Origin of the sequence: Longispora albida DSM 44784 (assembly GCF_000379825.1) — a bacterium.
Lineage (GTDB): Bacteria > Actinomycetota > Actinomycetes > Mycobacteriales > Micromonosporaceae > Longispora > Longispora albida.
In genome coordinates, this window is the sequence record NZ_KB903835.1 from 88,901 (window position 1) to 102,510 (window position 13,610).

The 13,610-nt window shown below is 74.1% G+C and carries 15 protein-coding genes; 14 read left to right on the forward strand and 1 reads right to left on the reverse strand.

Features of this window, described 5'->3' with window-relative positions; translation table 11 throughout:
* The first annotated feature begins 186 nt into the window (after positions 1 to 186).
* A complete protein-coding gene (locus A3G1_RS0123640) occupies positions 187 to 1,464 on the forward strand; it encodes a helix-turn-helix domain-containing protein (RefSeq protein ID WP_026212448.1) in 1,278 nt (425 codons plus the stop codon).
* Here the strand turns inward: A3G1_RS0123640 and A3G1_RS38945 are convergent.
* Complete coding sequence (locus A3G1_RS38945) at positions 1,453 to 3,168, reverse strand: S9 family peptidase (RefSeq protein ID WP_157641346.1); 1,716 nt, start codon at positions 3,166 to 3,168, stop codon at positions 1,453 to 1,455. The two genes, A3G1_RS0123640 and A3G1_RS38945, sit on opposite strands and share 12 nt — an antisense overlap.
* A gap of 536 nt (positions 3,169 to 3,704) precedes the next feature.
* On the opposite strand from A3G1_RS38945, the gene A3G1_RS39835 reads away from it, so the two are divergent.
* The 13 genes from A3G1_RS39835 to A3G1_RS38955 all read left to right on the forward strand — a co-directional run bounded on the left by A3G1_RS39835 (position 3,705) and on the right by A3G1_RS38955 (position 13,505).
* A complete protein-coding gene (locus A3G1_RS39835) occupies positions 3,705 to 4,472 on the forward strand; it encodes a GOLPH3/VPS74 family protein (protein ID WP_157641347.1) in 768 nt (255 codons plus the stop codon).
* Between the two features lie 16 nt (positions 4,473 to 4,488).
* Positions 4,489 to 6,006 (forward strand): APC family permease, encoded by a 1,518-nt coding sequence (locus A3G1_RS0123655; protein ID WP_018351978.1) that lies wholly within the window; start codon positions 4,489 to 4,491, stop codon positions 6,004 to 6,006.
* Positions 6,007 to 6,019: 13 nt separating this feature from the next.
* Entirely contained in the window at positions 6,020 to 6,712 is a 693-nt protein-coding gene (locus A3G1_RS0123660) for a GNAT family N-acetyltransferase (protein WP_018351979.1), read from the forward strand.
* 81 nt (positions 6,713 to 6,793) lie between these two features.
* Positions 6,794 to 7,048: a hypothetical protein gene (locus A3G1_RS0123665; RefSeq protein ID WP_018351980.1), complete on the forward strand. Its 255-nt coding sequence runs from the start codon at positions 6,794 to 6,796 to the stop codon at positions 7,046 to 7,048.
* Positions 7,048 to 7,647 (forward strand): GGDEF domain-containing protein, encoded by a 600-nt coding sequence (locus A3G1_RS36475; protein WP_018351981.1) that lies wholly within the window; start codon positions 7,048 to 7,050, stop codon positions 7,645 to 7,647. The genes A3G1_RS0123665 and A3G1_RS36475 overlap by 1 nt, the downstream gene beginning before the upstream one ends.
* 23 nt (positions 7,648 to 7,670) lie before the next feature.
* Complete coding sequence (locus tag A3G1_RS0123675; protein ID WP_026212450.1) at positions 7,671 to 8,060, forward strand: hypothetical protein; 390 nt, start codon at positions 7,671 to 7,673, stop codon at positions 8,058 to 8,060.
* Positions 8,042 to 8,761, forward strand: a complete 720-nt coding sequence (locus tag A3G1_RS0123680) for a hypothetical protein (protein WP_157641349.1) — start codon at positions 8,042 to 8,044, stop codon at positions 8,759 to 8,761. Before A3G1_RS0123675 ends, A3G1_RS0123680 begins: the two co-directional genes overlap by 19 nt.
* 77 nt (positions 8,762 to 8,838) lie before the next feature.
* Complete coding sequence (locus A3G1_RS0123685) at positions 8,839 to 9,549, forward strand: hypothetical protein (RefSeq protein WP_018351984.1); 711 nt, start codon at positions 8,839 to 8,841, stop codon at positions 9,547 to 9,549.
* 211 nt (positions 9,550 to 9,760) lie between these two features.
* Positions 9,761 to 10,462, forward strand: coding sequence for a hypothetical protein (locus A3G1_RS0123690; RefSeq protein ID WP_018351985.1), 702 nt, complete (start codon positions 9,761 to 9,763; stop codon positions 10,460 to 10,462).
* Complete coding sequence (locus tag A3G1_RS0123695; RefSeq protein ID WP_018351986.1) at positions 10,459 to 11,073, forward strand: hypothetical protein; 615 nt, start codon at positions 10,459 to 10,461, stop codon at positions 11,071 to 11,073. The genes A3G1_RS0123690 and A3G1_RS0123695 overlap by 4 nt, the downstream gene beginning before the upstream one ends.
* A complete protein-coding gene (locus A3G1_RS0123700) occupies positions 11,070 to 11,585 on the forward strand; it encodes a hypothetical protein (protein WP_018351987.1) in 516 nt (171 codons plus the stop codon). Before A3G1_RS0123695 ends, A3G1_RS0123700 begins: the two co-directional genes overlap by 4 nt.
* Before the next feature lie 39 nt (positions 11,586 to 11,624).
* Entirely contained in the window at positions 11,625 to 12,155 is a 531-nt protein-coding gene (locus A3G1_RS0123705; protein ID WP_157641350.1) for a hypothetical protein, read from the forward strand.
* Between the two features lie 504 nt (positions 12,156 to 12,659).
* On the forward strand, positions 12,660 to 13,505 hold the full coding sequence (locus tag A3G1_RS38955) for a metallophosphoesterase family protein (RefSeq protein WP_018351989.1): 846 nt from the start codon (positions 12,660 to 12,662) through the stop codon (positions 13,503 to 13,505).
* Positions 13,506 to 13,610 lie beyond the last annotated feature (105 nt).

Genomic DNA, 13,610 nt, shown 5'->3' on the forward strand with positions numbered 1-13,610 from the left:
GGGCGGGGCGTCGTCGGGTGTGTGGAGTGTCATCGCGGTGTCAACGCCTTCGGCCGGCGCCCGGTCCATGACAGCTCTGGCGAGGCGGTCGCGCTTGATCATGGACCGGTGTGGATGGTGACGCTAGGGTCAGGGCAGGTGCGGCGTCGGTGATGGCGTCGTCTGGCGTGAGGTCGAGGCTATTCGATGGCACAGGCTCCCCGGCGGCTGTTCCCGCAGACCTCGCCTCGCCATGCCTTCGGCGCGGCGGTCCGGGAGTGGCGGGAGCGGCACGGCTGGTCGCAAGCCGACCTTGGTGCGCGGGCTTTCGTCAGCGCCGACTTGATTTGCAAGATTGAGAAGGCTCAGCGCTGGCCTGGCCCGGAGCTGATCACCTCCCTGGAGACGGCGCTGGGAGCAGGAGGCGCGCTGGTCGCTTTCGGCCCGGCGGTGGAGGCGCAACGCCTGGCGCCACAGCACGCGCGGTCAGCCGACGTGCCGGTGGAGCAGGTGGCGTTGGACTGGCTGCTCGACGATGAACCCGGCCTGCGGGTGCGCGGCGACCGGGCCGTCGGCTGGATCGACGCCGAGTCCGTTGAGGCGGTGGTGGCGCGGCTGGAGGAGTTCCGCCAGCTCGACCACGTCCAGGGCGCGGGCATGACGTTCGCGCAGGTCACCCAGTACGCCGACACGCACCTGGCCCAACTGCTCGCCGGCCGGCCCGCAAGCGACGAGGTCGCGGTGCGGCTGTACCGCACGGCCGCCGGGTTCTGGGAGCTGGCCGGGTACCAGGCGATCGACTCCGGCCACGACGACCTGGCACAGGGCTGCTACCTGCGCGCGCTGCAGTGGGCGAGCGCGGCGGGCGACCGGCTGCTGGGCGGCTATCTCCTCGCTGTGAGCACCGCCCACCTCGCGTTGCACCGCGGCGACGTGGCTCTCGGCCTGCGGATGGCCCGGACCGGCCTACGCGGCACGCGGCATCGGGCCGGGCCGCTGGTGCGCTCGGCGTTCACCGCCGTCGCCGCCCGCGCCCACGCCCGCCAAGGCGACGAACAGGCCGCCACGGAGGCGATCTTGGCCGCCGAGCACGACCTCGGCTCCGCGGTCCCGGGTGAGGAGCCCGGCTGGATCCGGTACTTCTCACCTGCCTATCTTGCCGATGAGACCGCCCACGCCTTCCACGACCTCGGGCGCCCGGCGCTGGCGCAGCAGCAGGCCGACGACGCGATCCTCGGGGTGTCGCGGCGGCACGTGCGCCGGCTGGCGATCGACCAGGCACTCAAGGCGTCCTCTCTGGCGCGGGCCGGGCAGGTCGAGGAGGCGTGCGCGGTCGGGCGCAGCGCCGCCGACCACGCCGCGCAGACGTCCTCGGCGCGCACCCGCCAGCGCCTGGCCGATGTCCGCGATGACCTGGCCGCCTACCGCAACGAGCCGGCGGTGCGCGACTTCACCGACTACGTCCGCGACCTGCTACTGGCCTAAGCCGAGCACCCGGCGGGCGAACCGCAGCTCGGCAGCGAGCACCGCGTCGGCCAGGTGCGGGGAGGACAGGGTGTGGCTGTCGGTGTCCAGGAGCAGCACCTCGACTGGTGCGTGGCGGTCTTGCAGGTCGCGGGCCAGCGCCAGGGTGCCCGAGGCCGGGGTGATCGGGTCGTGGGCGCCGTGCACGAGCAGCACCGGCACCCGCACCTCCTCCGCGCGCACCCGCCCGGCTCCGCCGTCGAGGGCGAGGGCGTGCGCGCGCTGAAACCGCGGCACTGAGGCGGCCCACGCTTTCGGGTCGGTGATCGGGGAACGGGCGATCGCCGCCACGAACGGCCCCGGCGAACTGGCGGCGTGCAGGGCGGTGTAGCCGCCCGCGCTGGCGCCCATGACGATGACCTGGCCGGCCGTCGTGACGCCCGAGGCGATCAGGTGCTGGGCGACGGTCGCGCAGTCGGCGACGTCGTCGAGGCCCCACCGGCGATAGAGGGCCTGACGGTATGCGCGGCCGTAGCCGGTGCTGCCCCGGTAGTCGACGTCGGCGACGGCGAAGCCGTGGCGGGTGAAATGGTCAATGAAGGCGTCGCGCCGGCAGGTGATGCCGTCGGTCGGCCCGGGATGCGCCCGCACGATCAGCGGCACAGGCCCTGCCTGCTCAGGAAGGTGCAGCAGGTAGGTCACCCCGCCCGTGGAGTCCAGCACCGGCCCGGCGGCCGGGGGCGCGGCTGGCGGTGGCGGGCCGGCGATCACCTCGAACGCGCCGTCCGGGTCGACGAGCACGACCGCCGGGGCGGTCAGGGGCGTCGCGGCGATCATCGCCACCCGGTCGCCGGTGACCGCGAGGTAGGGCTTGATCGACGTGAACGGCAGCTCGACCTCGCGCGCCTCGCCCTGCTCGACGAGCACCAGCCGGTCGCGCGGCCCGCGCCGGGCGATGACGGCGATCGTCCCGCTGGGGAGGAAGGCGTAGCTGCTGTAGCCGAGCTCCCAGCCGGCCGCCGCGCATTCGGCGTCCAGTTCGACGACCGTGTGCGCCTGCCGGCCGTCGAAGCGGTAGAGGTTCATCCAGCCGGTGCGGTCGGAGACGAAGTACAGCGACCCGTCTGGACCCCACCGCGGCTCGGCCACCGCCTCGCGCGGCCCGCCCGCGACCCGCCGCGCGCCGGTGACCTGCTCGTCGGGGGTGTAGTCGCCGCACCACAGCTGCGCGCTGTCCCATGGCATCACGTCCGCGCTCCACGACATCCAGGCCAGCTTGCCGGGCGCGGGACGAGGCGCTGCAAGGAACCCCGGACTGCTGAGCAGATCCCGGGCCTGGCCGGAGGCGAGGTCCCAGACGGTCACCGTGTCGCTGTCGTCGTGCTCCTGCACGCCGAACAGCTCGCCGGCGAAGCACACCAGGTCTCCGGGCCCGCCTGGCGCGGCGGTGAGGTGCTCTGACGCGAGGTGGGGCTCCGGCCGCAGGAGCAGCTGACGGACCCGGTCGGCGCCTGCTTCGGAGAACCAGACGGCGTCGGCGTGGGCGGTGTAGGCGCCGCCGCCGTAGGCGTGCAGGCTGTTGCCGACCTCGACGCCGGGCGGGGTGAGACGGGCCGTTCCGGCGTCGGCGGTCCACCGCCGCAAGTGGGTGCCGTGCTCGTCGGACTCCAGCCACAACAGGCCGCCGTCCACGCTGGTCAAGGCGTCAAACGCCGGTGTGCTCACCGGGCGATGCTACCCAGGCGTCCCGGCCGCGCCCGGCGCGTGAGCATGCGGACAACTCTCTTGTCCGCATCGGCCGTCTACCCGCCGCAGCCGCTATGGGCGCCAATAGAAGCAGGTCAGCACGCAGGGCAGCGGTCACGCCAGGGGGCAGCCCGACGTCCCGGCCGGGTCGTCGACCGGCTGTCAACACATTGTCACCGCCGCTGTGTGCGCCTGTCCGACACGTCTGCCACGCCCGTTAGGTGAGACATCGACGCAGGTGACAGGCAGGCTGCGTCGCCGTGACCCGACCATGGAGGAGGACCGCCAGTGCGCACCCGAGCAACACTCCCTCCACGCGCCGGCCGCCGACCGCGCCGCGCGTCGGCGTGCCCCCTGGAGTGCGGTTCCCCGACCATTCCCGTGATGGCGACGCCGGCCCGGGTGTCGTCGTTGAACGGGGCACGGGCGCGGGCGCGGGGGTGCCCGCCGGAGCTGAGGGGCCTGGCGGTCACCCCCGATGTCGCGGTCAGGTGCGGTCTGCGGGCGGTGCGGTCGTGACCGCCGACGCACCGCACCGCCACTCCGTGCCGCGCCAGCCTTCACCACACCTCCAAGCGCCGGGTCCGGACGCCCGCAGGGACGCGGCGGCGTGGGCGGCGACGCCGCGCCCCGGTGTGCAGGCCGATGGCCGGCTGCTGGCCGACGCGGGCGACGGGCTGGCCGAGGCGTTGTTCACCGTCGCCCATGACCCCGACTCGGGCCGCCCGCTCGTGTCCGACGTCGCGCTCGGGATCGGCCTGGCGGGCGCGCTGCTGGTCGCGGAGCTGGCGTCGGGCCGGGCGGAGCTCCGCGACGGCCTGGTCATCGCCACCACAAACTCCTACGACGGGCTGTGCTGGCAGTTCGCCACCGCGCTGAGCACCTCCCCGCCAGCAGGGCCCGGAGTGTGGTTGCGGGTCCTGGCCGATGAGACCGCCGAATGGATCCTCGAGGGCTTGCTGTCCCGCAAGGTGTGGCTGATCCCGGACAAGACGCTGCTGCGCCGCCGTCCCGCACCCCGCCCAGCGGACCCGACCGCCGCGGAATGGGCCGCGGTCGTGGCCCGCAACCAGTTGTCGGCCGGCCCACGGGCGACGACCTCGGACGCCGCGCTCGCGGGCCTGATCCGGGCCCTGGACCTGCACCACCACTGGCTGCGCGACCACCCCGGGCAGCACGAGCCGTTGAAGGCGGTGGTCCGCCGCCTGCCGCAGGACCTGTTCGACCTGCTCGCCCTCGTCGAGCACACCATCGCCTCGACGGCGCTGACCCCCCGATCCTGACCTGCAGGAGTAGACGATGTCGTCCCCACCCCAGACCTCGGCCCGCCGGCCCGGCGCCGCAGGCGCGGCCCGCGCGTTGAACGCCGGTCAGCTCGGCGCCCTGATCCTGACGTCGCTGATGCTCAGCGCCGCCGCCGTCCTCACCGTCAACGCCGGAGTCATCCCCACCGGCTACACCGCCACCGGCGTCGTCGGCATGCCGCTGACGATCGTCACGGTGGGCTGCGTGCTGGCGGTGTTCTGCGTCGGCTACCTGGCGATGGCACAGCGCATGCCGAGCGCGGGCGGGATGTACACGTTCATCGCCGCCGGCCTCGGCAGGGCGCCCGGTGTCGGCGCGGCGTGGCTGGCGGTCGCCTCCTACATGGGCGTGCAGGCCGCCGCATACGGGCTGATCGGCTCCGCGGTCACGCCCCTGCTGCACGGCTGGTGGGGCATCTCGCCGCCGTGGTGGGCGGTCGCGCTCGCCTGCTGGGCCGCCGTCGGCGTCCTGGGCGTCCGCAAGATCACCCTGTCGGGTCGGGTGATGGCGGTCCTGTGCGTCGCCGAGCTCGCCGCCGTGGTCACCACCGCCAGCTCGAACGTCGCGACAGCGATGGTACAGGCCGCGCCGCTCGTCGAGCCGTGGGCGGGGTTCAGCCCAAACAGGATGGTCGTCCCGACGCTCGGGGCGGCGATGGTCGTGGTCGTGCTCGCCTACGCCGGCGTCGAGCACGGCGTCGCCTACGCCGAAGAAGCCCGCGACAAGGCCGTCCCGAAAGCCACCGTCGTCACGCTGCTGGCGCTGATGGTCCTCTACGCCGGTGCCGCGTGGGCGATGATGCTGCCCACCGGGCCAGAGGCGTTCCTGTCCAGGGCGGGCGAGCTGGGCCCGGACATGGTCGCCACCGTCGCCGGCGAGCAACTCGGCGCCGGCATGGCCTCGGCGGTGCGGGTGCTGTTCGCATCGTCCCTGTTCGCGGCCATGATGGCGTTTCACCAGACGTCGAGCCGCTACCTGCTGTGCCTGGGCCGCGAGCGCGTCGTGCCCGCGTGGCTGGGCCGGGTCGGCCGGCGCAGCCACGCCCCGGTCGCGGCGTCGCTGCTGCAGACCGCCCTGATCGGCGTCGTGATCGTCGCCTACGCGATCGGCGGCTGGGACCCGGTCACCAAACTCTTCTACGTCGCCGGCACCGCCGGCAGCTTCGGCGTGCTCGTGCTACTGGCCGCCACCTCAGTCGCGGTCATCGCCTACTTCGCCCGCTCGAGTCGGCGGCCCGGGGTGTGGACGTGGCTGATCGCGCCGACGGTCGCCGCCGCAGCCCTGGCCGGCATGGTCGTCCTCGCCGTCCTCAACTTCGCCGCCGTCCTGGGCGTAGGCCCTGAGTCCGCGCTCGGCTGGGCGGTGCCCACAGCCCTCGCCACCCTGGCCGCCGCAGGCTGCGCGTGGGGGCTGATGCTGCGGGCCACCAACCCCGACGTCTACGCCCGCATCGGCCGCGGACTGCGCGCCGACCTGCCCGCGCAACTGGCCGACTCCCCGGCCCGCGCCTAGAAGAAGCCCTCCGATGGCCGACCCCACGTCCACCACCCTCACCCCCGAGGAGCAGACCATGACCCAGACCCCGCTGACCGTCGACGTCGATCGTGACATCGAGATCGTCCGCGCCGCCCCGGGCGACCTCGACGTCGTCAACCGTCTGCTGACGGCCGCGTTCTGCGAGCCGCCGCTGGCGGTGTGCGCATGGCTGGTGCCCGACCGGCTGAGCCTGGAGCCGGTGATGTGCGACTTCTTCGCCATCCTCACCCGCGCCGCCGCCGAGCACGGCCGGATCCTGCTGGCGACCCGGGCTGGGCACCCGATCGGCGCCGCCGTGTGGTTCCCGCGCACCGCGCCGCTGCCCGACCAGCCGGACTACCCCGCCCAGCTCTCGGCGGCCACGGGCGAGTACCTGCCGCGCTTCCAGACCCTCGACGAGGCGTTCGAGACCCGGCACCCGCACAGCCCGCACGACCACCTCGCGCTCCTGGGTGTGCAGCCGGCGTGGCGAGGCAAGGGCATCGGCGGCCGGCTGCTGGACCACGCCCACGCCCGCATGGACGAGGTGGGCGTGCCGGCCTACCTGGAGGCGTGCGACCTCACCAGCCGGGAGCTGTACCGGCGGCACGGCTACGAGGACCTCGGCGTGCCGATCCAGCTGCCCGACGGCGGACCCCAGATCTTCCCCATGTGGAGGCCCGGCCCGGGGCACGCCGCATAGCCCGCGCGGGGCGGGCGGTGTCTTCGTCCGCCCCGCGCGGCCGACCATTCCCGATCGCTTCGAGGAGGAAGGGGGCTTGCCATGCCCGACACGGCGCACAACCCCACCGACGACGTCGACCTCGGGCTGGCGCGCACCGCCGACCGGCTCGCCGCCACCCACCACCCGCACCCCGACGACGCGCGGCGCTGCGCGGACCCGTCCTGCCACCTGGCCTGGCCGTGTGTGAGCTCGCGGTTCGCCGAGCGGGCCCGCGACGCCGCCACCGCAGCCTGGCCAACGGCATGGACGACGCGCCATGACCTGGCCGCAGCCGGGATCGCGGTGAGCCCGTGATGCGCGGCAGAGACGTCCTGGCGCTCACCGCCGCGGCCGGCGGCCTCGTCGCCGCCGGCGCGCTGACCATCGCCCTCGGCCGGGCCCGCAGGTCCGGGGCGGCGGCGCTCGCGCTCGCCCACACCGACGACCTGACCGGCCTGCTCAACCGGCGCGGGTGGAAGACCGCCTGCCGGGCACGGCACACCGGCAGGGCCTGGATTGTGCTCGTCGCAGACGCCGACGGGTTCAAACACCACAACGACGCGTTCGGGCACCTGGCCGGCAACCGGCTGCTCGTGGACCTTGCAAGGCGGCTGTCGGCGGTGTGCGGGCCGGGTGCGCTGGTGGCCCGTTACGGCGGCGATGAGTTCACGGCCCTGCTGCCGGTCGCGGTGGCGGCGCCGGGGCTGGCGGGCCGGATCGCCGAACGGGTCACAGCGGCGCTCGCGGTGCCGGCCGGGGTCAGCGTGGCGGTGGAGGTCACGTGCAGCGTCGGAGCCGCGCTGCTGGCGCCCGGCGAGCACATCGATGCCGCGCTCCAGCGCGCCGACGCGGCGATGTACGCCGCCAAGGCCGCCCGGGCGACGGCCCCGCTGCCCGCCCTGCGGGCGGCATGAGACCCGATCGAACGGAGGCAGTGGTGGGACGGCACAGCCAGCCTGAGTGGGTAAAGGTCGCCGGCCTCGACGTGACCGGCGTCGACCGGGCGACCAGACGCGGCCGGGTCGTCGGCGTGGCCTTGCAGCCCCTCGACGCCGTCGCGCCTGCGGCAGGCGGGGATTGGCTTGAGCTGGGCCAGACCTACCTCCATCACGACGGCACGGACTGGATCGCCAGCCGGCGCGGGCCCGGCGGCCAGATCACCCCGATCGGCCGCCTCGCCCCCACCCCGGCCTCCGCCGCCGACGCTGTCTCGCTGGTGGGGCTGCCGGGCCCGGACGGCCCGCTGGAGCTGACGGCCGGCGGCCGGTACGTCATCGACTACCAGGGCGAGGAGGGCGCGCTGTGGCAGTGGCAGGACGAGCAGTAGCCGACGACTCGCCGTTCACCCACCAGGCGCATACCTGGATCAGCGCCCCGGTGCCGGGCACCGGTGTGATCACGCTGCATCACGGGCCGGACGGCGAGGGCCAGATCCTGGCCCGGCACGCTGGCCGGACGGTGCGATGGCGGCCCCTGCCGCCGCGCAGCGTCCTGGCGGAGGCCACCCGGGCGGTATGGACTCCGTGGGTGAACGCGGTCGCGGTGGCCACCGACATCGAAGGCCAGCTGCCGGCCCCCGCGCTGACAGGCCTGGCCCTGGCGGTCGCCGACGATCTGACGGCCACGCGCCGCGACCTCCTCGGCCGCGTTCACCCGGCGATCTGCCACGCGCTTCCGCCCGCCGCCGCCCCGCCGGACGGGTACCGGAATCTGCCGCACATGGTCTCCGTGTACACGATCGACGGCAGGCGCACCGACCGCATCGTGTGGGAACTGGCCCCGGAGGCCCTGCTGCCTGTGCTGCTGGGCGGCCCGCTTCCTGACACGGGCGTGCTCGTCGAGATACACGCCCGGCTGCGGCTGTGGCTGACGCTGCGCGCACAGGCCCGCATCGGCCAGCTTCCCGCCACGCCGCTCGGCCGCCTGGCCGGCGAGCTGGCAGCCGCCGAGCCGCTGACCATGCCGATCGTCTACCGCCACGCCGCCGAACTCCTGGACCTCGCCCGCCGCGACGACCCGGACCCGTGACCACCGCACCCGGCCCTGGCACAGCAGGACCCGCACCCGCCTCGACACGTTCTTTTCAGCTAGGGGACATACCGCCGATGACCAGCGCTACCTTTCACGATCTGCTCGTCCCGCTCACCGAAAGCGACGTCACCCCGCCGCGCGGCATCGGAGTCGCCACCATCGGACCCCGATGGTCGGCCGGGGACGAGGGACGGCGGGTCCTGGGCAAGGCCAGCAACGGGATGCCGGTGCTGTGGGAGCCAGCCACCACCGGGCAGCTCGCAGCAGCCGGCCTGGGGGCCGCCCGGCGGCCGGGGGTGACCGGGGTGGTCCTGGCGCCGGGCGGGGCGGGCAGGGCACGGCAGAGGCTGGCGTTGTGCGCCGCCGTAATCCTTCCGCCCCGCCTCGGGCGCGGGGCGAGGGTGATCAGCCCCGAGCCGGTCGAGGTACCGGCCGGGGTGTCGTGCGTCGCGCACCTGGTCACCCAGCTACGGGGCACGGCTGAAACCGACACCGCGATCTGGGAGATCATCCCTTCCGCCAGCCTGGCCCTGGCCTGCGGAGGCACGCTTCCGGACCCGGCGTTGCGCAGGTTCCTGTCGGGCATGGTGGCGCAGCTGGCGGGGCTGCGCACCGCAGCCCGTACGGGCAACCTGCCCGCCACCGCCGAAGGCCAGGCACTCGCCGGGTTCCTCGACGGCAGGCCGCTGAGCATGGAGCTGGCTTCCGAAGTCCCTGATCTCATCTGTGCCCTGCTCGCAGGCGCCAGCGAGCAGGACCAGACGGGAGGCCAGAAAGCCGCCTGACCGCCTGACCGTATGCGCTGCGCGGCCAGCCGGGCAGGGCAGCTGGCCGCCTTGGCCACCGCGTTCTGCTTCCCACACGGGCACACCTCACCCACCCCTGACCGCGCACCACCCCCCTTTCCGGAAGGACGACCTGATCTGCCATGCACACCACCCCTGCCCCGCGCTCCGGCCCGCCGGTACCTCGCGCCTGCTTCACCGGATCTCGGCGGTGACCGCTCCGGTGCGGCTGACGCCGAGACTCCTCGCGCTCGGGCTGGTGCGGCGGCTGGCGGAGGTCGCCGGTCTGGAGATCTTCGCTCTGGATGTGCTGCGGGCTCTCGACGGCCTGGCGATCGCCACCGACACCCTGGCCTCCCAGCTGCCCGTCGCTGACAGCCAGGTGCCGCGGATCAGAGCCCTCGCCGAGAAACTGCGCAACGGGGCAGGGGAAGTCCAGGCCGCGCGCGGCGCGCTGCGAACCCGGGCGTTCCTCGCCTTCTGGCTGCTGGCCACGATCGGCCTGCTCGGGGGCACGCAGCTCTTCACACCGCCGTCGCCGCTGGCGACGCCGCTGAACGTCATGTTCTGGGCCGCGACGTCCGGCATGCTGATGCTGCTCGCCGTGACCCTGCTGGCCGGAGTCAGCCGGATTCGTACACGCCGCCGCTGCCGCCGGCTCGCCGCGCGCATCGTCGCCGACGGCACAGCGGCCGATGTCGCCGAGTGGGCACAGGCCGCCGGGGCGATCGCCGCAGCCGTGCGGCGGCGCGCGGCCTGGTTCGCCGACATAGAGATCCGGCGCCGCGGGGGCTGGCCGTACCTGCGGTTGCGCCGGCCCCTGTGCTGGTGGGACACGCTGCCCGACGACATCACCGACATTGTCGGCCGCATTGCCGATGCGGTACCTGCACCCCCGGCGAGGAACCCATGACCATCTTGATCACTGCGTCCGGGGGCGGCTGTGGTTGCCAGCGGGCACTGGAGCACTGGGCGCGCTGTGACCTGCTGCTCGCCGGCATCGCACTCGCCCTGGCCGCCGCCGATGAGCCCCGGCTGCGTCATGCCGCTGAGGACGTTGCCGCCGGAGCCGGAGTGGCCGGGCAGATCATCGGCGACGTCGTCAGCACCTGCCGGGCCCACCGCCGCGGGTGGCGGGCCGCAGCCCAAGCCCTCGCCGGCACGGTCCTGGCGTGCATGCCAGCGCTGACCGGCGCACCGCCACCGGCCGCGATCGTCTTGTTCGCCGCGGCGCTGGTCTGCTCGGTGCCGGCGGTGCGCGCGCTGCCGTGGGCGGTGCGCGCCGTGTGGCCGGCCCGCCACCTCACTCCCGCAGCCCGCGTGCCCGGCCCGGGCACGGTGCCTGAGGCCGTGGCGGGTGCCGAGGAGTACCGGCGCCTGGGCGTGGCGGCGCTGTCGGCGGCGACGTGCGCCGCCGGCATGCGCGCCGGCCTGACCGCCGCGCACACCTACTCCCTGCCACGCCACCTCGCCGCGGTCACAGCCTGCCTGACGCACAGGACCGACCGGGAGGCCACGGCATGACCGGGCTGATCATCGCAGCGGCAGCCGGGTTGGCCGCCCTGCTCGTGTGGGCGCTGGGGAAAGCGGTGCGCACCGCCGCCAAGGACCGCAAACGTGCCGCCGACGAGCACGCCGTCCGCCGCACCCAGCACCGGCTCCTCCTCGGAGTCGGGGCCGCGCTCGTCGTCGTGGTGGCCGCCGTCGCGCTGGCCGCCTTCGGCGGCCTCGACGCCATCCGATCTGTGCCCTCGCGCGCGGAAGCCGAGTCCGTCACCGAGGGTCCGTGCCAGGGCCGCAAGAGCGGCCGGCTGACCGTCACCCGCACGAGCGCGACCACGGCGTCGTGGGCCTACGTCCATGGCCAGCCCGTCGCAGCCGACGCCCAGGTCCTGCTGTCGCTGCGTGTCGGTGACCGTCATGTCGGCGGTGTGCGAGCCCTCTCCGGGCAGCTGGACCTCCCAGCTCCGCCTGCACGTGTGCACCTCGAAGGCAAGCTCGGCCCCGACCGGGTCTACGCCACGTGCATCGCCTGAACCCCAGATACCGCCCCAGAAAGGGACCCGGCACTCACCATGACCACCGCCATCGCTGAAACCCGCCGCTCTGCGGCCACTGCGCACCCGAGCACGCCCCGACGACGCAGGATCGGGCTGGCCGCTGCCGGCGTTGCGGTGCTGACCGCGGTGTCGGCGGTCGTGTTTATCGCCATCCGGGTCGACGTGCGAGTACGGGCCGAGCAGGGGGCGCGGGCGCTGCTGCTCCAGCTCGGCGAGCACCTGCCGGCCGGCACCGTGCGGCCGTCCGCCGGCGGCCGGGTCGAGGAGGGCTACCCGCCCGGCAGGGTGCTCCTGATTGACCGGGCCGTGTTCGGCGGCGTGGACGTGTGGGCGGTGCAGGAGTCGACCAGGGCCGCGCTGGAGACGGGCTGGCAGTTCGATGACGGGCCGTGCTGGCCGGGCGGGGCGTGCTTTGCCCGGCCTGGCGGAGGGTGGCTGTTGGTACGCCCGGAGGTCTCGTACTGCTGGGAGGCGCCGTGCGCGGTGAAGCTGCATCTGACCTACCCGCAGCCGAAACTATGGTCGACCGCCCCGAGCCCCGTGTGAGCGCCCCTGTGCCCGCCAGCATGGCGGGCCGCGCCGCGATCCATCCGGCCCCGACCGGGTCAGGACCGGGCGGCTGAACCCCAACGCGCCCCGGATCCCCAAACCCCGCGCTCCGCCCGGCCGGCCGCCGACACGGCGAGAGCCGGCGGGGGTGTGCTGGCCGGCACCGCAGCGGGGCCGGGACCAGCCAGCGGATTGGCCGCCTTATGGAGGCGGGATCTGCCGGGCGTGTGTGAACGCGATGCCTCCTGAACGTTGACCCAGCCTCGTTGCCCCTGCGACCTGAGCACCAGCCAGTGAAAGGACAGCCGGCCTGTGACCGCCCCGGCCACCACACCGCGCCACCAAACCCGATCCGCAGGACACGTCCCTGGCCCGCGCTCATCCTCGTCCAGCTCCCGGCGCCGGCGTCGCCGGCCGGGCAGCCAGGTACCGGCTAGCGCCGCGCGGGCCCGGCTGATCAGCTGGCCAGCGGGCCATGGGCTGACGCTGCCCGCGCCGCGGTTGTGGCGGCCCCGGCTGCTGGTGACGGGTGACTGGCACATCGGTGATGAGCGCTCGGCCGGGGTGTGGCGGGCCGGAATGCTCGCCGCGATCGGTGAGAGCCACCCGGATGTAGTGGTGGTCTGCGGTGACATCTGCCAGCGCGGCACCGCCGAGCAGGCCCGTATCGCCGCCGCCGAGTGCGCTGGCCTGGGCGTCTTGGTGGTCGCCGTGCTGGGCAATCACGACTACCTCAGCGGCGCCGCCGATGAGGTCGCGGCGATCCTGGCGGAGGCCGGAGTGGTCGTGCTGCGCGGCCAGTCGGTGCTGCTGGACTTGCCGGGCCGGGGCAGGCTCGCGCTGGTCGGGGCGATGGGCCAGATGGAGGCGGTCACGCCCCGCCAGCGGCACCTCGTGCCGGCCGCCGAGTACGACCCGGTCCACTACCGGCGCATGCTCACTCACCGCAGCATCCGCGCCGCGACCGCCGTGGTGTCCGTGCTCCACGTCCCCGGTTTCAAGACGGCGACCTCGGGCGAGCCGGAACATCTGGTTGAGCAGATGTTCAACCCGGCGATGGGCCGGGCGGTCGGCAGGTCCCGGCGGGTCCGGTTGTGCCTGAACGCGCACTGCCACCGCGGATGCGAGAGGTACCGCACGCGCAGCAGCGGGCTGCGGGGCCGGTCCGCGTCGTGCCGGGTCACCGGGACGCTGACCCGCACGTACGAGCTGGACCCGCGTACCGGCCGCGTCGCCACCGTGCACGAGGGCCTGCCCTGGCCCGCCGACCTCTACGACAAGCCCGCACCGCACCCGGGGCCGGGGGTGGCGCCTCGCCCCACGAGCGCCCGGAACCTGGCAAGCTGACCCATCGTTAGAACATTTGTGCTGATAGGCGGTTTTGGTTAGGCCGCCGGAGGCGACCTGATGTCGGTTGGGCTCCGGGCAGATGGTGCTCCTCGGACAGGCACG